Raw genomic sequence first — 17756 nt, 5'->3', positions numbered from 1 at the left:
CCAGGATAAATCCTGCGTCACCAAACTGATATACTCGTTTCGTTTTTTAAATCGACATATCAAGTAATAACTTGAACGGCCTAAAGAGAGGTATCTTGATGTCTGCCTATAAGTCTAAGGTAAAAAAAGCAGTAATCCCTGTAGCAGGTTTGGGAACACGTATGTTGCCAGCTACCAAAGCGATTCCGAAAGAGATGCTGCCGTTGGTTGATAAGCCGTTAATTCAGTATGTCGTTAACGAGTGTATCGCAGCCGGAATTAATGAAATTGTGCTGGTCACCCACTCATCCAAAAACTCGATTGAAAACCATTTCGATACCAGCTTCGAGCTGGAAGCGATGCTGGAAAAACGCGTTAAGCGTCAGCTGCTGGACGAAATTCAGTCTATCTGCCCGCCACACGTCACCATTATGCAGGTACGTCAGGGTATCGCTAAAGGCCTTGGCCACGCCGTAATGTGCGCCCACCCACTGGTTGGTGACGAGCCTGTCGCGGTGATCCTGCCGGACGTGATTATTGACGAATACGAATCCGATCCTGCCAAAGATAACCTTGCTGAGATGCTGAAGCGTTTCGACGAAAGCAACCGCAGCCAGATCATGGTGGAGCCGGTGGCGGATGTTACTGCTTACGGCGTGGTTGACTGTGAAGGTCGCGAACTGAATCCAGGCGACAGCGCACCAATGGTCGGCGTGGTGGAAAAACCGAAAGCTGCCGAAGCCCCATCCAATCTGGCTGTGGTGGGCCGTTACGTGCTGTCTGCTGATATCTGGCCTCTGCTGGCTAAAACCCCTCCGGGAGCGGGTGGCGAAGTTCAGCTGACTGACTCTATTGCCATGCTGATGGAAAAAGAGACGGTGGAAGCTTACCACCTGAAAGGCGTCAGCCATGACTGCGGCAATAAACTCGGCTATATGCAGGCATTTGTGGAGTACGGTGTGCGCCACGCGTCACTGGGCAGTGATTTCAAACAGTGGCTGGAAAGCACCGTCGGCAATAAAAAGTAATTCATTTTAACGCGGGATAACTCAATGAAAGTCACCGTATTTGGTATCGGCTATGTTGGTCTGGTTCAGGCTGCAGTACTGGCCGAAGTCGGACATGACGTTCTTTGCATCGATGTAGACGAGAACAAAGTTGAAAACCTCAAGAAAGGGATTATCCCGATCTTTGAACCAGGTTTGACGCCGCTCGTCACCCAGAACTATGAAGCAGGACGCCTCAAATTCAGCACGGACGCCGCAGAGGGCGTCAGTCACGGTGTGATGCAGTTCATCGCCGTCGGCACGCCGCCGGATGAAGATGGTTCGGCGGATCTGAAGTACGTTACCGCTGTAGCGCGGACTATCGCGCAACATATGAACGAGCACAAAGTGGTGATCGACAAGTCCACTGTGCCGGTAGGAACCGCGGATCGCGTGCGTCAGGTGATGACGGAAACGCTGCAGGCGCGTGACTGCCATATCGCTTTCGATGTGGTCTCTAACCCGGAATTCCTGAAAGAAGGTGCCGCGGTCAGTGACTGTATGCGTCCGGATCGTATCGTTATCGGTACAGATAATGAGGATGTGGTCGAACTGCTGCGCGAGCTGTATGAGCCGTTTAACCGCAACCACGATCGCATGATCCTGATGGATATCCGCAGTGCGGAGCTGACCAAGTATGCGGCAAACTGCATGCTGGCGACCAAAATCAGCTTTATGAATGAAATGTCCAACCTGGCGGAACGTCTTGGCGCGGATATTGAGAAAGTGCGTATGGGTATTGGTTCCGATCCTCGTATCGGTTACCACTTTATCTACCCTGGCTGTGGCTACGGTGGTTCCTGCTTCCCGAAAGATGTGCAGGCGCTGATTCGTACCGCAGAGTCGATTGGCTATACACCTCGTCTGTTGCAGGCGGTGGAAAATGTCAACGATGCACAGAAAAGCAAGCTGCCAGACTTTATCAAACGTCATTTTGGCGACGACCTGCGTGGCAAAACCTTCGCATTGTGGGGACTGGCGTTCAAGCCGAATACCGACGACATGCGTGAGGCTTCCAGCCGCGTGCTGATGGAGACGTTATGGGCAGCGGGTGCAACCGTTCAGGCTTACGATCCGGAAGCCATGGACGAAGCGCAGCGCATCTACGGCCATCGTCCGGAGCTGAAGCTGATGGGCACCAAAGAAGCCGCATTGCAGGGCGCAGATGGTCTGGTGATTTGTACGGAGTGGAAAAGCTTCCGTGTGCCAGATTTCGATGTGATTAAAAATGCCCTGAAAGAACCCGTGATTTTTGACGGTCGTAACCTGTATGATCCGGAAAGAGTCAGCAAACGCGGTTTTGTTTATTATGCAATCGGCCGTGGAGCGTCCATTCAAATCGCATAATTAACGAGGACAGTATGAAATATCTGGTTACCGGCGCGGCAGGATTCATTGGTTTTCATGTTAGCCAACGTTTATTGTCAGCCGGTCACCAGGTTGTCGGTCTCGACAACCTGAATGACTATTATGATGTAAACCTCAAGCTTGCCCGCCTTGAACTGCTTAAATCCCATCGTGATTTCATATTTTCTGAAACCGATCTGGCCGATCGACAGGGAATAGCACATTTATTCGCCACTCAGGGTTTCGAGCGGGTTATCCATTTGGCTGCGCAGGCTGGCGTACGTTATTCCATCGAAAATCCTCATGCTTATGCTGATGCTAATTTAGTCGGTCACTTAAATGTGCTGGAAGGTTGCCGTCATCATAAAATTGGCCATCTGTTATATGCCTCATCAAGCTCAGTTTACGGTCTGAATCGGAAAATGCCGTTTTCTACCGATGATTCTGTCGATCATCCGGTATCGCTGTATGCGGCGACGAAAAAAGCCAATGAACTGATGTCGCATACCTATTCCCATTTGTATGGCATTCCGACCACGGGATTGCGTTTCTTCACGGTATATGGCCCGTGGGGACGCCCGGATATGGCGCTGTTTAAATTCACGCGCGCTATTATTGCTGGCGAAAGCATCGACGTTTATAACCACGGCGAGATGCGTCGCGATTTCACCTATATTGACGATATCGTCGAGTCTATTATCCGTCTGCAGGATATTATTCCGGCAAAAGATGACAGCTGGACAGTGGAAAAGGGCTCGCCGGCCACCAGTTCGGCGCCGTACCGTGTCTATAATATCGGCAATAGCCAGCCGGTTAAGCTGATGGCGTATATTGCGGCACTGGAAAGTGCGCTGGGAATGACGGCGAATAAAAACATGTTACCGATGCAGGCTGGCGATGTGCTGGAAACCAGCGCAGATACGCAGCCGCTGCAGGACGTTACAGGCTTTAAACCCGCTACCAGTGTGGAAGAGGGTATTAAACGCTTTGTCGCGTGGTACAGGGCGTTCTACAGGGTTTAACGACTGGTGTATCAGATAGCCAGCAACAAAAAAAGGAAGCCAGTGGCTTCCTTTGTTTTTTTGCTGATCCCGGTGAAACGAATGTTCGAAAATGCGAACAATAAAAAAACCCATTCTTCTGGCAAATGGGGTTAATTGGGAAGCACCCTGAACAGCGATTACAGCAGGAAATCGTCCAGCTGTTTGCCTTGCTCTTCGATGGCTTTTTTGATCACAGCTGGGGTACGACCCTGGCCGGTCCAGGTTTTGGTTTCGCCATTTTCGTCCACGTAAGAATATTTAGCAGGACGTGCAGCGCGCTTCGCTTTGCCCTGAGTTTTCGCGGAAGTCGGTGCGTTCAGTAATTCATTTGGATCGATACCGTCAGCAATCAGCATTTCGCGATATTGCTGCAGTTTACGGGTACGCTCTTCAACCTCTGCCGCAGCCTGAGATTCTTCTTCACGACGCTCGTTAACAACAACTTCCAGTTTTTCCAGCATCTCTTCCAGAGTTTCCAGGGTGCATTCTCTGGCCTGCGCACGCAGGGTGCGGATGTTGTTCAGAATTTTAAGTGCTTCGCTCATTGTCCTAACTCTCAAAATTATATATGGGTGGGAGAAATGTTCTGCCTGATAATAATAGAGGCCGAATTTGGGAACTGCAATAGCTAATTTTGTAAGAAACTCAAAATAACTATTTAAAGTGCGATTAGCATAACGCTATTGGCATAAATTTAAAGCCCGCTGCCGCAGAAATATGCCATTTGATAAAAAAGTAAACCACGACAGCCGTATGCCGGGCAGGGTTTTGCCTGTCAGTGGAATCGCAATAGAGCAGATGTTATGTGGAAAATCGCCGGATTTCCTGCCGCCCGGTAAAGTAACACGCGACGAAACGGTGCAAATATTAATGGCCGTAATATTGCGTTTTTAACCTTTAATGCGCCACGCGGACATCGGCGGATTGTTGATTAAAACATCAATACAGGCAATTATCCGGTCGCTAAGCAACTGCCGACGCCTGCGCAGTAACACGCAATATAGCGCCAGACTGTGATACAATCGCGCCATCCCCAGACACTTGTTAACCTTTAGTGGAGTTCGGCCTGATGGCTCAGCTTTATTTTTATTATTCGGCGATGAACGCGGGCAAATCCACCGCGCTGTTACAATCCTCTTATAATTATCATGAACGAGGCATGCGTACGCTGGTGTATACCGCAGAGATCGACAACCGCTTTGGCGCGGGGAAAGTGAGCTCACGTATCGGTCTTTCATCTCCAGCAAAACTTTATAATAACCAGAGTTCACTGTTACAGGAAATTAGTGCAGAACATCAGCACCAGCCGGTACATTGTGTGCTGGTGGATGAAAGCCAATTTCTTACGCGAGAACAAGTTAAAGAACTTTCAGACGTCGTGGATAATCTCGATATACCTGTACTTTGTTATGGTTTACGTACAGATTTTCGTGGCGAACTGTTTAGCGGCAGCCAGTATTTATTAGCGTGGTCAGATAAACTGGTCGAGTTAAAAACTATCTGTCACTGCGGACGTAAAGCCAGCATGGTATTACGTCTCGACAGCCAGGGCGCGCCTTTTAAAGAGGGTGAGCAGGTGGTGATTGGCGGCAATGAGCGTTATGTCTCCGTGTGTCGTAAACACTATAAAGAGGCGCTGGAAACCGGCGCACAGCGTGCTATTTTTGGCGATAAACCTCCTGCGCTGTAAAGACTGATTTATAACGTATTAATTGCGTCTGAGAAGCCGTATTAACGGGTCGCAGGCAATAAAAAACCCGCATTACGCGGGTTTTTTTATACTGACTTACTGCGTTACTTCTTTACTTTTTTTTCCGCTTTATCGTTTTTTGCCGCGGGTGCCACTACGGCTTCAGCCGCAACGGTGTGTTCGACAAATTCGCGACCATAGTAGCTGTCCAGCATAATCTGTTTCAGCTCGGAAATCAGCGGATAACGCGGGTTAGCACCGGTACACTGATCATCGAAGGCATCATCAGCCAGTTTTTCGACTTTCGCCAGGAAGTCGGCTTCCTGCACACCCGCTTCGCGGATAGATTTAGGAATGCCCAGTTCCGCTTTCATGCCTTCCAGCCACAGCAGCAGCTTCTCAATTTTCTGCGCGGTACGGTCACCGACAGCACTGAGTCCCAGGTGGTCAGCAATTTCCGCGTAGCGACGACGGGCCTGCGGACGGTCGTACTGGCTGAATGCGGTCTGCTTGGTTGGGTTGTCATTAGCGTTGTAGCGAATGACGTTACAAATCAGCAGGGCGTTCGCCAGGCCGTGCGGGATATGGAACTCAGAACCCAGTTTATGGGCCATGGAGTGACAGACCCCGAGGAAGGCGTTGGCAAAGGCGATACCGGCGATAGTGGCGGCGTTGTGCACGCGCTCACGGGCGACCGGGTTTTTCGCGCCTTCGTTGTAACTGGCTGGCAGATTCTGTTGCAGCAGTTTCAGCGCCTGCAGTGCCTGGCCGTCAGAGTACTCGTTAGCCAGCACAGAGACATAGGCTTCCAGTGAGTGGGTTACCGCATCCAGACCGCCAAAGGCGCAGAGGGATTTCGGCATGTTCATCACCAGGTTAGCATCAACAATCGCCATATCCGGCGTCAGTGCATAGTCCGCCAGCGGATATTTCTGACCTGTTGCATCATCGGTTACAACCGCAAACGGCGTCACTTCAGAACCGGTGCCGGACGTGGTGGTGATGGCGACCATTTTCGCTTTCACGCCCATTTTCGGGAACTTGTAGATACGTTTACGGATATCCATAAAGCGCAGCGCCAGTTCTTCAAAGTGGGTTTCCGGATGCTCGTACATTACCCACATGATTTTCGCCGCATCCATCGGCGAACCGCCGCCAAGGGCGATAATCACGTCAGGTTTAAAGGAGTGCATCTGCTCTGCACCCTTACGCACGATACTCAGGGTCGGGTCGGCTTCCACTTCGAAGAACACTTCCGTTTCGATGCCATGTTTTTTCAGCACGGAGATGATCTGGTCAGCATAGCCATTATTGAACAGGAAACGGTCGGTGACGATAAAGGCGCGTTTGGCACCATCGGTCGCCACTTCTTCCAGCGCAATCGGCAGTGAGCCGCGGCGGAAGTAGATAGACTTAGGAAGTTTATGCCACAACATATTCTCTGCTCGCTTCGCCACGGTTTTCTTGTTGATCAGATGTTTTGGTCCGACGTTTTCAGAAATGGAGTTACCCCCCCATGAACCGCAACCGAGCGTCAGTGATGGCGCCAGTTTAAAGTTATACAGGTCACCGATGCCCCCCTGTGACGCCGGGGTGTTAATCAGAATACGTGCGGTTTTCATTTTGTCGCCAAAGAAATTGACGCGTTCACGCTCGTTATCCTGGTCGGTATACAGACAGGAGGTGTGGCCGATACCGCCCATCGCCACCAGTTTTTCTGCCTTGCTGACGGCGTCTTCAAAATCTTTGGCGCGGTACATGGCAAGGGTAGGGGAGAGTTTCTCGTGAGCGAATGGTTCAGACTCATCCACCTGTTTCACTTCACCAATGAGAATCTTGGTATTTGCCGGTACGGTAATGCCCGCCATTTCGGCAATTTTTACCGCGGGCTGACCCACGATTGCCGCATTAAGCGCGCCATTTTTCAGAATGATATCCTGAACGGCTTTCAGCTCTTTGCCCTGCAGCATGTAACCGCCATGGCTGGCGAAACGTTCGCGCACCGCATCATAAGCAGCATCAACGACAATTACGGACTGCTCAGACGCACAAATCACGCCGTTATCGAAGGTTTTTGACATCAGAATTGACGCCACGGCACGTTTAATATCCGCCGTTTCGTCAATCACTACTGGCGTGTTACCGGCACCGACGCCGATAGCAGGTTTACCCGAGCTGTATGCGGCTTTTACCATGCCCGGGCCGCCGGTGGCGAGGATCAGGTTGATATCCGGGTGATGCATTAACTGGTTAGACAGCTCCACAGAAGGGACATCAATCCAGCCGATAATATCTTTTGGCGCACCGGCCGCGATGGCCGCCTGCAGTACGATATCCGCCGCCTTGTTGGTGGCTTCTTTAGCGCGCGGATGTGGTGAGAAAATAATACCGTTACGGGTTTTCAGACTGATCAGTGCTTTAAAGATGGCAGTGGAGGTGGGGTTAGTGGTCGGGACGATACCGCAAATCAGTCCGGTAGGTTCAGCGATAGTAATGGTGCCGAAAGTATCATCGGTTTCCAGAATACCGCAGGTTTTCTCATCTTTGTAAGCGTTGTAAATGTATTCAGATGCGAAGTGGTTTTTGATCACCTTATCTTCAACAATCCCCATGCCGGATTCCGCAACCGCCATTTTTGCCAGCGGGATGCGGGCATCGGCAGCGGCGAAAGCGGCGGCGCGGAAGATTTTGTCTACCTGCTCTTGAGTGAAATTGGCGTATTCACGTTGGGCTTTCTTAACGCGTTCAACCAGTGCGTTAAGTTCAGCGACATTAGTAACGGCCATAATGCTCTCCTGATGGAAGTTTAAACTCTTTTAGTAAACAAACCTGAACCATTGAGTATAGTCAGCGCATATGGCGTGGTCGTGAAGCACTCCCGACCTGAGTCACAAATTCCCGTGAAAACCCAGCCTGTTTACTGAAAGAGTTTTACCGTAATGGCAGTCTGGTGCTACGCTCTGCCCGGTTACTTTTCCTGCTCCTTCTGATACTGAGCTTACCCCCTCATTGAGGGAGTTTTTATGATCCTGGTCAATATTCCTCTAAGCTGACTCCATTCAGCACAGCGTGTTACTTGATCTTACGCATAGACACGCCCGCGGCGATTGTGGCAGTTATGCCTGCTATTATTCCTGGCGAAAGATGGCGCTTTGCACGCTTTTAGTGCTGGTGTATTTCACTGGTTATAAAAGAAATTCCAGATACTTGTGCTGATTTATCCGCTGGAAACCATCACCCTTTTCAATTAAATTAAGCGCCTGAAACTGGCCTGGTTCTGGAGCGCTGTGTGAACCCCGCAATTCTTGATTTGTCTGGCTACATTAAATTTTTTATTGGTTTGTTCGCGGTGGTGAACCCGGTCGGCATTATTCCGGTGTTTATCAGTATGACCAGCTACCAGGCGGTGGCCGAGCGTAATAAAACCAATCTGACTGCTAACCTGGCGGTGGCGATTATTCTGTGGACGTCGCTGTTCCTCGGTGATGCCATTCTGCGTGTGTTTGGCATCTCCATCGATTCCTTCCGTATTGCGGGGGGCATTCTGGTGGTTTCGATCGCCATGTCGATGATCAGCGGTAAGCTGGGCGAGGATAAACAGAACAAGCAGGAAAAGTCAGAAACGGCGATCCGCGAAAGTATTGCTGTCGTGCCGCTGGCGTTGCCGCTGATGGCGGGGCCGGGCGCCATCAGTTCCACCATCGTCTGGAGCAGCCGCTACCATAGCTGGCTGAACCTGCTGGGGTTTAGTCTGGCGATTGCCCTGTTTGCCGCCTGCTGCTGGCTGTTGTTCCGCGTTGCACCGGTGATGGTGCGCCTGCTGGGGCAGACAGGGATTAACGTCATCACCCGTATTATGGGCTTGCTGCTGATGGCGCTGGGTATTGAGTTTGTCGTCACCGGGATGAAAGCTATCTTCCCGGGGCTGCTGAGTTAACACGCGTTCTCTTTCCTGCCACCCTCAACGCCTGCTTTTCGGCGCACATCCCGCGGCCTCGTCGCGGGATCATCACTCTGGTCTCTTCCCATCCTGAACACGGCATGTGTCAGTGATCCCTGAAATAAATCCCGGCGCAGAATATGCGCTTATTTTTAGCTTATAACTCATGTTGCGCGCCATTATGGTGCTTGTGGCTGAATAATTGCACCTTAATGGTGCAATTATTCATTTGTCTTAACATGGAAGGGAGATAATTAGAGAAATTTCTTATCTGGCATAACCTTTGCAGTTGGCGTTACGCATTTGTTGTTTTTTTAACATTACACCGGGATGTTAAAAAATGCGATTTCGTGAGAATTACTGTTAATTATGCAGTTAGCGCAGAGCTTTATGCTGAAATGTTCGTATTTGAGCACTTTTTTTGCATTTTGTGCGTATTCGCTGATTTTTATCAATAACAAAAACAAGGAGATAGTGTATAACGCTATGATTGTAAGCGGTTTATTGCTTAATTCAGGTGGTGAAATAACGCTTTCTCTCCTGCGGCGGACATGATAAAAGAGAATTAGTTAACATTTTCGCTATTTTGCTTTGGTACTGACTGACGCCTTCTGGTAGTTTCCGACGCAGTGAAAAAATTGGCTTTGCCTGCAAAGTGAGAACGATTTTTGCTTATACCCTGCGGGCCTGCGGCTGTCGCGTAATGGGGAAGGGAATAACGTCTTGCCATACTGTCAGCTTCAGATTATTCGCATGCAAATCCACTGATACAGGATAAATAGAGTTTTGATGAAATTAATCAACGCGTCGAAAACCGCTCTTGCGCCGCTATTTATTCTTTCCTCCTGCCTGACCGGTTCTGCTGGCGCAGCGACAGTGCCTGTGGGCGCGCAACTCGCCGAACAGCAATTTATTGTGATTAATAATGGCACGGAGCCGTCGTCGCTCGACCCGCATAAAACGGAAGGGGTGCCGGAAAGCAATGTCATCCAGAATTTACTCGAAGGTCTGGTCTCCACCGACAATACCGGGCAGGTGGTGTCAGGCGTGGCGGAGCGCAGGGAAAACCAGCAGGGAAAAGTGTGGACCTTCTGGCTGCGCAGCGATGCGAAATGGAGTATTGGCGAGCCGGTGACCGCACAGGATTTTGTCTATAGCTGGCAGCGTCTGGTGGACCCGAAAACGGCATCGCCGTATGCCAGTTATGTGCAGTATGCGCATATCGCCAATGTTGACGACATTATCAACGGCAAGCAGCCTGCCAGTACCCTGGGGGTAAAAGCGCTCGACGATCACCGTCTGCAAATCACCCTGAGTCAGCCGGTGCCTTATCTGCTGCCGATGCTGGCGCACACTGCCATGAAGCCGGTCAATCGCCACACCGTGGAAACCTTTGGTGAGCAGTGGACCCGGCCGGAACATTATGTTTGTAATGGCGCTTACACCCTGAGTGACTGGGTGGTGAATGAAAAAATCGTACTGAAACGTAATCCGGCATACTGGGATAACCGCCAGACGGTGATTGAACAGGGCACCTTCCTGCCGATTTCCTCGGAAGTCAGTGATGTGAACCGCTATCGCAGCGGTGAAATCGATATGACCAACAGCGCCATTCCGCCTGATCTGTTCCCGATGCTGCAAAAAACGCTGGGTTCAGAAGTGCATATCAGCCCTTATCTCTGCACCTTCTATTACGAAATTAACAACAAACGCGCCCCTTTCACGGATGTACGGGTGCGTACTGCGCTGAAGCTGTCACTCGATCGGGAAATTATCGCCGACAAAATTATGGGGCAGGGGCAGATCCCGGCTTACGGTTTAACGCCGCCCTTTACCGCAGGGGCGCGCCTGACGCCACCGGAGTGGTTCACCTGGGATCAGGAGCAGCGCAATGCCAAAGCGCGCGAGCTGCTGACGGAATCGGGTTACAGCGCGAAGAAACCACTGAAATTTGCGTTGCTGTACAACACCTCTGATCAAAATAAAAAGCAGGCGATTGCTGCGGCATCGATGTGGAAAAAGAATATCGGCGCGGATGTCACGCTGCAAAACCAGGAGTGGAAAACACTGCTGACGACGAAACATGACGGGCAGTTCGATGTGGTGCGCGCCACCTGGTGTTCAGACTATAACGAGCCGTCCACCTTCCTGAACATGTTGCTCAGTGACTCGTCGACCAATACCGCCTTTTATCAGAGCGCGGCATTTGATGAATTGATGGCGCAGTCACTGAATGCGCCGGACACGGAAGCGCGGGCGGCGCTGTATAAACGCGCGGAAAATCAGCTGGACAGAGATTCAGCGATTATTCCGGTGTACTACCGCGTCAGTGTGAGGCTGGTCAAATCCTGGGTCGGTGGTTACACCGGGCACGATCCCCAGGACCAGACTGACCTAAAATATTACTACATCACTAAACATTAATTTGCGGCGTACCGTGCGACACAGTGCGGACGCGGCGAACAATGCAGGATCCCGGACTGGGATCGCCTCAACGCTACCGTGGTGCGTGATTCGTTCCACTCGCCACGGTGGTTTACCCGCGATACGGAGACTCGCTGAGCGCGTTGCGCATCAGCACTGATAATAACTGGAGTATTAAGAGTATGACCAACATCACGAAAAAAAGCCTGGTCGCCCTTGGGGTGATGGCCGCACTGGGCGCTCACACAGCATTTGCAGCCACTGTTCCGGCGGGTGTTGAACTGGCCGCCAAACAGGAGCTGGTCAAAGGCAACGGCGCTGAACTGCAATCGATGGACCCGCACAAGATTGAAGGGGTGCCGGAATCAAACGTGGCCCGCGATGTGCTGGAAGGTCTGGTGACCAGTGATGCAGAAGGTCATCCTATTCCTGGCGTGGCGGAAAGCTGGGACAGCAAAGACAGCAAGGTGTGGACTTTCCACCTGCGTAAAGATGCCAAATGGTCCAACGGTGAGCCGGTGACCGCGGAAGACTTCGTGTACAGCTGGCAGCGTCTGGCAGATCCGAATACCGCATCCCCTTACGCCAGCTACCTGCAGTATGGTCATCTGGCCAATATCGACGACATCATCGCCGGTAAGAAAAAACCAACCGAACTGGGTGTGAAAGCGATCGATGCTCATACTCTCGAAGTCACCCTGAGCGAACCAGTGCCGTATTTCTACAAACTGCTGGTGCACTCCTCCATGTCGCCGGTGTACAAACCTGCGGTGGAAAAATTTGGTGAGAAGTGGACGCAGCCAGAAAACTGGGTCGGTAACGGCGCGTTTAAACTGAAAGAGTGGGTGGTTAACGAGCGTATCGTGCTTGAGCGTAATACCAATTACTGGGATAACGCGAATACCAAACTGGACAAAGTCACCTTCCTGCCAATCTCTTCTGAAGTGACCGACGTTAACCGCTATCGCAGCGGTGGCAGCGACATGACTTATAACAATATGCCGATCGAACTGTTCCAGAAACTGAAGAAAGAGATCCCGACCGAAGTGCATGTGGACCCGTACCTGTGTACTTACTATTACGAAATTAACAACCAGAAAGCGCCATTCAACGATCCACGTGTCCGTACCGCGCTGAAACTGGGTATGGACCGCGACATTATCGTCAACAAGGTGAAAAACCAGGGCGATCTGCCGGCTTACAGCTACACCCCGCCATACACCGACGGCATCAAGCTGACCCAGCCAGAGTGGTTCGGCTGGTCACAGGAAAAACGCAACGAAGAAGCGAAAAAATTGCTGGCGGAAGCAGGCTATACCGCAGCGAAACCACTGACCTTCGATCTGCTGTACAACACCTCCGATCTGCATAAAAAACTGGCTATCGCCGCGGCATCGATCTGGAAGAAAAACCTCGGTGTGGAAGTGAAACTGCAGAACCAGGAGTGGAAAACCTTCCTCGATACGCGTCATCAGGGCACTTTCGATGTGGCGCGTGCGGGCTGGTGTGCGGATTACAACGAACCGACCACCTTCCTGAACACCATGCTGTCTGACAGCAGCAACAACACCGCGCATTACAAGAGCCCGGCCTTCGACAAGCTGATGGGCGAAACGCTGGCGGCACCGGATGAAGCGAAACGCTCTGCGCTGTATGCCGAAGCGGAAAAAATCCTCGATAAGGATTCCGCGATTGTTCCGCTGTACTACTACGTGAACGCGCGTCTGGTGAAACCTTATGTCGGCGGTTATACCGGTAAAGATCCACTGGATAACGTTTACGATAAAAATCTGTACATCATTAAACACTAACTGGCGCGCCGTTTGCGCCGGGCAGCGCAATTTGCCGCCGCCCTGAGCAATACAGTGGCCGGTTTTACCGGCCACTGCATGAATACTTGAAGTATGCCCGTGATTATTCAGGCCGCTGCTGCGTGATATTACGCAGCGCCACCTGAGTGTTGGGGTATAGCAGCCTTTGCAGGTAGAGCAATGTTAAAGTTCATCTTACGTCGTTGTCTGGAAGCGATTCCGACGTTATTTATCCTGATTACGATTTCCTTCTTTATGATGCGCCTCGCGCCGGGCAGCCCGTTCACCGGTGAACGTACGCTGGCACCGGAAGTGATGGCGAATATTGAAGCCAAATACCATTTAAACGATCCGATCATGACGCAGTATTTCAGTTACCTGAAACAGCTGGCGCACGGTGATTTTGGCCCGTCGTTTAAATATAAAGATTATTCCGTCAACGATCTGGTAGCGAACTCATTCCCGGTATCGGCGAAACTGGGCGCGGCAGCGTTTATTTTTGCCGTGGTGCTGGGGGTCAGCGCCGGGGTGATTGCGGCACTGAATCAGAACACCAAATGGGACTATGCCGTGATGGGGGTCGCGATGACCGGGGTGGTGATCCCCAGTTTCGTGGTCGCGCCGCTGCTGGTGCTGGTGTTCGCCATTACGCTGAAATGGCTGCCGGGGGGTGGCTGGAATGGCGGGGCGCTGAAATTTATGATCCTGCCGATGGTGGCGCTGTCGCTGGCTTATATCGCCAGTATTGCGCGTATCACCCGTGGTTCGATGATTGAAGTCCTGCACTCCAACTTTATCCGCACTGCGCGGGCGAAAGGCCTGCCGATGCGTCGCATCGTGCTGCGTCACGCGCTGAAACCCGCGCTGTTGCCGGTGCTCTCTTACCTTGGCCCGGCTTTCGTCGGCATTATCACCGGTTCGATGGTGATCGAAACCATTTACGGTCTGCCGGGGATTGGCCAGCTGTTTGTCAATGGCGCACTTAACCGTGACTATTCACTGGTGCTCAGCCTGACCATTCTGGTCGGCGGCTTAACCATTCTGTTTAACGCGATCGTTGATGTGCTGTACGCCGTAATCGATCCAAAAATCCGTTACTGATTCAGGAGCTCGTTATGTTGTTGAGTAAGAAAAATAGCGATGCTGTTGAAGCTTTCAGTGAAAAACTGGATGTTGAAGGGCGCAGCCTGTGGCAGGACGCCCGCCGTCGTTTTATTCATAACCGTGCCGCGCTGACCAGCCTGTTTGTGCTGTTCCTGATCGCGCTGTTTGTGATTTTTGCCCCGATGTTGTCTGCCTTTACCTATGACGATACTGACTGGGCGATGATGTCGAGTGCGCCGGATATGGCTTCCGGCCACTATTTCGGTACTGACTCGTCCGGACGCGACCTGCTGGTGCGTGTGGCGATTGGCGGCCGTATCTCGCTGATGGTGGGGATTGCCGCGGCGCTGGTGGCGGTGATCGTCGGTACGCTGTACGGCTCGCTGGCGGGGTATCTCGGTGGCAAGACCGACTCGGTAATGATGCGTCTGCTGGAGATCCTCAACTCCTTCCCGTTTATGTTCTTCGTCATTCTGCTGGTGACCTTCTTTGGTCAGAACATCCTGTTGATCTTTGTCGCGATTGGCATGGTGTCGTGGCTGGATATGGCGCGTATTGTGCGTGGCCAGACCCTGAGCCTGAAGCGCAAAGAGTTTATCGAAGCCGCGCAGGTGGGCGGGGTGTCTACCCTCAATATCGTGGTACGCCATATTGTGCCGAACGTGCTGGGTGTGGTGGTGGTTTACGCCTCGCTGCTGGTGCCAAGCATGATCCTGTTTGAATCCTTCCTGAGCTTCCTCGGCCTCGGTACGCAGGAGCCATTAAGCAGCTGGGGCGCACTGCTCAGCGACGGCGCCAACTCCATGGAAGTTTCGCCATGGCTGCTGCTGTACCCGGCGGGCTTCCTGGTGATTACGCTGTTCTGTTTTAACTTTATTGGCGATGGCCTGCGTGATGCCCTCGACCCGAAAGATCGTTAAGGAGTTCCCGATGAGTACGATTGAACAACAGCCAGCAATGGCAGGCACTTCGGGAAGCCCGGCGCTGCTGGAAGTGAAAGACCTGCGCGTCACCTTTGCCACCCCGGACGGGGATGTGACTGCGGTAAACGATCTGAATTTCAGCCTGAATGCCGGTGAAACGCTGGGGATTGTTGGCGAGTCCGGTTCCGGCAAATCGCAGACCGCGTTTGCGCTGATGGGCCTGCTGGCCAGCAATGGCCGTATCGGTGGTTCGGCGCTGTTTAATGGCAAACAGATCCTCAATCTGCCGGAGAACCAGCTCAACAAGCTGCGCGCTGAGCAGATTGCGATGATTTTCCAGGACCCGATGACCTCGCTTAACCCATACATGAAAGTAGGTGAGCAACTGATGGAAGTGCTGCAGCTGCATAAAGGCATGAGCAGCGCGCAGGCGTTTGAAGAGTCCGTACGGATGCTGGATGCGGTGAAAATGCCGGAAGCCCGCAAGCGCATGAAAATGTACCCGCATGAGTTTTCCGGCGGTATGCGTCAGCGTGTGATGATTGCCATGGCGCTGCTGTGCCGGCCGAAACTGCTGATTGCCGATGAACCGACAACTGCGCTCGATGTTACGGTACAGGCGCAGATTATGACGCTGCTGAATGAGCTGAAACGCGAATTCAATACCGCGATCATTATGATTACTCACGACCTGGGTGTGGTGGCAGGCATCTGTAATAAGGTGCTGGTGATGTACGCCGGACGCACCATGGAGTATGGCCAGGCGCGCGACGTATTTTATCGTCCGGCACATCCGTACTCGATTGGCCTGCTGAATGCGGTGCCACGTCTTGATGCTACCGAGAATGAGTCACTGCTGACCATTCCTGGCAATCCACCCAACCTGCTGCGTCTGCCGCAGGGCTGCCCGTTCCAGCCGCGTTGTCCGCATGCGATGGATATTTGTGCCAGCGCGCCGCCGCTGCGCGCCTTTGACCAGGGGCGGTTACGCGCCTGCTTTAAGCCGGTGGAGGAGCTGGTATGAATCAGGTTGCAGAGAAAAAAGTATTGCTCGAAATCGCCGATCTGAAAGTGCATTTCGATATCAAAGACGGCAAACAGTGGTTCTGGCAGCCGCCAAAAACCCTGAAAGCGGTGGATGGTGTCAGCCTGCGCTTATATGAAGGGGAGACCCTTGGCGTGGTGGGCGAGTCCGGCTGTGGGAAATCCACGCTGGCGCGTGCGATTATCGGTCTGGTGAAAGCCACCGATGGCCGCGTCGCCTGGTTAGGGCGCGACCTGCTGGGCCAGAGCCAGGAAGAGTGGCGCAAGGCGCGCAGTGATATTCAGATGATTTTCCAGGACCCGCTGGCGTCGCTGAATCCGCGTATGACCATTGGCGAGATCATTGCCGAGCCGTTACGCACTTATCATCCGAAAATGCCGCGTCAGGAAGTGAGAGACAAGGTGAAAGCGATGATGATGAAGGTGGGGCTGCTGCCAAACCTGATTAACCGCTATCCCCATGAGTTCTCCGGCGGTCAGTGTCAGCGTATTGGCATTGCACGTGCGCTGATTCTGGAACCGAAGCTGATTATCTGTGATGAGCCGGTGTCGGCGCTGGATGTGTCAATTCAGGCACAGGTGGTGAATCTGCTGCAGCAGCTGCAGCGCGAAATGGGGCTGTCGTTGATCTTTATCGCCCATGACCTGGCGGTGGTGAAGCATATTTCCGACCGCATGCTGGTGATGTACCTCGGTCATGCGGTGGAGCTGGGCACGTATGATGAAGTGTATGGCGACCCGCAACATCCGTACACCCGCGCACTGATGTCAGCGGTGCCGATCCCGGACCCCGATCTGGAGCAGAATAAAACCATTCAGCTGCTGGAAGGGGAGCTGCCATCACCGATTAACCCGCCATCGGGTTGTGTGTTCCGCACCCGTTGTCCGCTTGCCGGGCCGGAGTGCGCCAAAACGCGGCCGCTGCTGGAGGGCAGTTTCCGCCATGCGGTTTCTTGTCTGAAGGTGGACCCGTTGTAAAGGAAGAGCTGTTCTGATCCCCTCCCCCATAAAATGGGGGAGGGTTAGGGTGGGGGAGCAACTGGCGTCTGAAGCTGATTACTCACGCCACAAAATATGGCACAGCTTATGGTCTTTCTCGCGGCACAGCAGGACACGGGCAAATACATCGGTAATCGGTTCGCCGTCCGCTTCGCCTAAACCAATCACCACTTCGGCAAAGAAGTCCGGGTTCAGATCAAAATCCACATGTTCAGCCCAGTCTTCACCCGGATCAAACAGCTCGGCACCGCCGCGCTCTTCGAACGCCAGATTGAAAATCAGAATATCTGCCGGATCGAGATTGTCGCCTGCCAGTTCAAGAAAGATATCGTAAGCCTGTTCCAGCGTTTCATCTTCGGTAAGGCGGTTATTTAAATCCATGATTGATCCCATTTGCCCTGCGGGC

The 17756-nt window shown here is 52.3% G+C and carries 15 protein-coding genes; 12 read left to right on the top strand and 3 right to left on the bottom strand.

The annotated features are described in order from the left end of the window. The first annotated feature begins 98 nt into the window (after positions 1-98). Genes galU through ACSZO1_RS06235 form a run of 3 tightly spaced genes read left to right on the top strand, consistent with a single transcriptional unit; the run spans position 99 to position 3394 of the window. Positions 99-1007 carry a UTP--glucose-1-phosphate uridylyltransferase GalU gene (gene galU, locus ACSZO1_RS06245; protein WP_437610601.1) on the top strand — a complete coding sequence of 303 codons (909 nt, stop codon included), beginning with the start codon at positions 99-101 and terminating at the stop codon, positions 1005-1007. 24 nt (positions 1008-1031) lie between these two features. Further along, a complete protein-coding gene (locus ACSZO1_RS06240; protein WP_437610599.1) occupies positions 1032-2372 on the top strand; it encodes a UDP-glucose dehydrogenase family protein in 1341 nt (446 codons plus the stop codon). A gap of 14 nt (positions 2373-2386) precedes the next feature. Beyond that, positions 2387-3394: an NAD-dependent epimerase gene (locus ACSZO1_RS06235; RefSeq protein ID WP_437610597.1), complete on the top strand. Its 1008-nt coding sequence runs from the start codon at positions 2387-2389 to the stop codon at positions 3392-3394. A gap of 158 nt (positions 3395-3552) precedes the next feature. On the opposite strand, the gene hns is transcribed toward ACSZO1_RS06235, so the two are convergent. Further along, positions 3553-3960, bottom strand: a complete 408-nt coding sequence (gene hns / locus ACSZO1_RS06230) for a histone-like nucleoid-structuring protein H-NS (protein ID WP_437610595.1) — start codon at positions 3958-3960, stop codon at positions 3553-3555. 172 nt (positions 3961-4132) lie between these two features. On the opposite strand from hns, the gene ACSZO1_RS06225 reads away from it, so the two are divergent. Next, positions 4133-4309, top strand: a complete 177-nt coding sequence (locus ACSZO1_RS06225; protein WP_437610593.1) for a hypothetical protein — start codon at positions 4133-4135, stop codon at positions 4307-4309. Between the two features lie 175 nt (positions 4310-4484). Further along, complete coding sequence (gene tdk / locus ACSZO1_RS06220) at positions 4485-5105, top strand: thymidine kinase (protein ID WP_437610591.1); 621 nt, start codon at positions 4485-4487, stop codon at positions 5103-5105. 104 nt (positions 5106-5209) lie between these two features. On the opposite strand, the gene adhE is transcribed toward tdk, so the two are convergent. Beyond that, positions 5210-7891, bottom strand: coding sequence for a bifunctional acetaldehyde-CoA/alcohol dehydrogenase (gene adhE / locus ACSZO1_RS06215; protein ID WP_437610589.1), 2682 nt, complete (start codon positions 7889-7891; stop codon positions 5210-5212). A 503-nt stretch (positions 7892-8394) separates the two neighbouring features. Between adhE and ACSZO1_RS06210 the strand changes: the two genes are divergently transcribed. The 7 genes from ACSZO1_RS06210 (at position 8395) to oppF (ending at position 17329) form a co-directional block, all read left to right on the top strand. Further along, the gene (locus ACSZO1_RS06210) at positions 8395-9042 is read left to right on the top strand and encodes a YchE family NAAT transporter (RefSeq protein WP_437610587.1); all 648 of its coding nucleotides are present in this window, start codon (positions 8395-8397) and stop codon (positions 9040-9042) included. 792 nt (positions 9043-9834) lie between these two features. Beyond that, positions 9835-11469 carry an ABC transporter substrate-binding protein gene (locus ACSZO1_RS06205; RefSeq protein ID WP_437610585.1) on the top strand — a complete coding sequence of 545 codons (1635 nt, stop codon included), beginning with the start codon at positions 9835-9837 and terminating at the stop codon, positions 11467-11469. A 182-nt stretch (positions 11470-11651) separates the two neighbouring features. Beyond that, positions 11652-13280 carry an oligopeptide ABC transporter substrate-binding protein OppA gene (gene oppA, locus ACSZO1_RS06200; protein WP_437610583.1) on the top strand — a complete coding sequence of 543 codons (1629 nt, stop codon included), beginning with the start codon at positions 11652-11654 and terminating at the stop codon, positions 13278-13280. 180 nt (positions 13281-13460) lie between these two features. Further along, positions 13461-14381, top strand: a complete 921-nt coding sequence (gene oppB / locus ACSZO1_RS06195; protein ID WP_437610581.1) for an oligopeptide ABC transporter permease OppB — start codon at positions 13461-13463, stop codon at positions 14379-14381. Between the two features lie 14 nt (positions 14382-14395). Then, positions 14396-15304, top strand: a complete 909-nt coding sequence (oppC, locus tag ACSZO1_RS06190; RefSeq protein WP_437610579.1) for an oligopeptide ABC transporter permease OppC — start codon at positions 14396-14398, stop codon at positions 15302-15304. A 10-nt stretch (positions 15305-15314) separates the two neighbouring features. After that, positions 15315-16331: an ABC transporter ATP-binding protein gene (locus ACSZO1_RS06185; RefSeq protein WP_437610577.1), complete on the top strand. Its 1017-nt coding sequence runs from the start codon at positions 15315-15317 to the stop codon at positions 16329-16331. Continuing rightward, entirely contained in the window at positions 16328-17329 is a 1002-nt protein-coding gene (gene oppF / locus ACSZO1_RS06180) for a murein tripeptide/oligopeptide ABC transporter ATP binding protein OppF (protein ID WP_437610575.1), read from the top strand. The genes ACSZO1_RS06185 and oppF overlap by 4 nt, the downstream gene beginning before the upstream one ends. 78 nt (positions 17330-17407) lie before the next feature. Here the strand turns inward: oppF and ACSZO1_RS06175 are convergent, their stop codons facing one another. Further along, positions 17408-17731, bottom strand: a complete 324-nt coding sequence (locus tag ACSZO1_RS06175) for an HI1450 family dsDNA-mimic protein (RefSeq protein WP_437610573.1) — start codon at positions 17729-17731, stop codon at positions 17408-17410. Between the last annotated feature and the right edge of the window lie 25 nt (positions 17732-17756).

This window comes from Erwinia sp. V71 (assembly GCF_965644245.1).
Taxonomy (GTDB): Bacteria; Pseudomonadota; Gammaproteobacteria; order Enterobacterales; family Enterobacteriaceae; genus Erwinia.
The sequence above is the reverse complement of the archived record's forward strand: the minus strand, read 5'-3'. Positions and strand labels throughout refer to the sequence as shown.

What these genes read in the sequence shown, in the direction of transcription:
- galU (WP_437610601.1), top strand. Translation starts at nt 99, where the DNA reads ATGTCTGCCTATAAGTCTAAGGTAAAAAAAGCAGTAATCCCTGTAGCA.
- ACSZO1_RS06240 (WP_437610599.1), top strand. Translation starts at nt 1,032, where the DNA reads ATGAAAGTCACCGTATTTGGTATCGGCTATGTTGGTCTGGTTCAGGCT.
- ACSZO1_RS06235 (WP_437610597.1), top strand. Translation starts at nt 2,387, where the DNA reads ATGAAATATCTGGTTACCGGCGCGGCAGGATTCATTGGTTTTCATGTT.
- hns (WP_437610595.1), bottom strand. Translation starts at nt 3,960, where the DNA reads ATGAGCGAAGCACTTAAAATTCTGAACAACATCCGCACCCTGCGTGCG.
- ACSZO1_RS06225 (WP_437610593.1), top strand. Translation starts at nt 4,133, where the DNA reads ATGCCATTTGATAAAAAAGTAAACCACGACAGCCGTATGCCGGGCAGG.
- tdk (WP_437610591.1), top strand. Translation starts at nt 4,485, where the DNA reads ATGGCTCAGCTTTATTTTTATTATTCGGCGATGAACGCGGGCAAATCC.
- adhE (WP_437610589.1), bottom strand. Translation starts at nt 7,891, where the DNA reads ATGGCCGTTACTAATGTCGCTGAACTTAACGCACTGGTTGAACGCGTT.
- ACSZO1_RS06205 (WP_437610585.1), top strand. Translation starts at nt 9,835, where the DNA reads ATGAAATTAATCAACGCGTCGAAAACCGCTCTTGCGCCGCTATTTATT.
- oppA (WP_437610583.1), top strand. Translation starts at nt 11,652, where the DNA reads ATGACCAACATCACGAAAAAAAGCCTGGTCGCCCTTGGGGTGATGGCC.
- oppB (WP_437610581.1), top strand. Translation starts at nt 13,461, where the DNA reads ATGTTAAAGTTCATCTTACGTCGTTGTCTGGAAGCGATTCCGACGTTA.
- oppC (WP_437610579.1), top strand. Translation starts at nt 14,396, where the DNA reads ATGTTGTTGAGTAAGAAAAATAGCGATGCTGTTGAAGCTTTCAGTGAA.
- ACSZO1_RS06185 (WP_437610577.1), top strand. Translation starts at nt 15,315, where the DNA reads ATGAGTACGATTGAACAACAGCCAGCAATGGCAGGCACTTCGGGAAGC.
- oppF (WP_437610575.1), top strand. Translation starts at nt 16,328, where the DNA reads ATGAATCAGGTTGCAGAGAAAAAAGTATTGCTCGAAATCGCCGATCTG.
- ACSZO1_RS06175 (WP_437610573.1), bottom strand. Translation starts at nt 17,731, where the DNA reads ATGGATTTAAATAACCGCCTTACCGAAGATGAAACGCTGGAACAGGCT.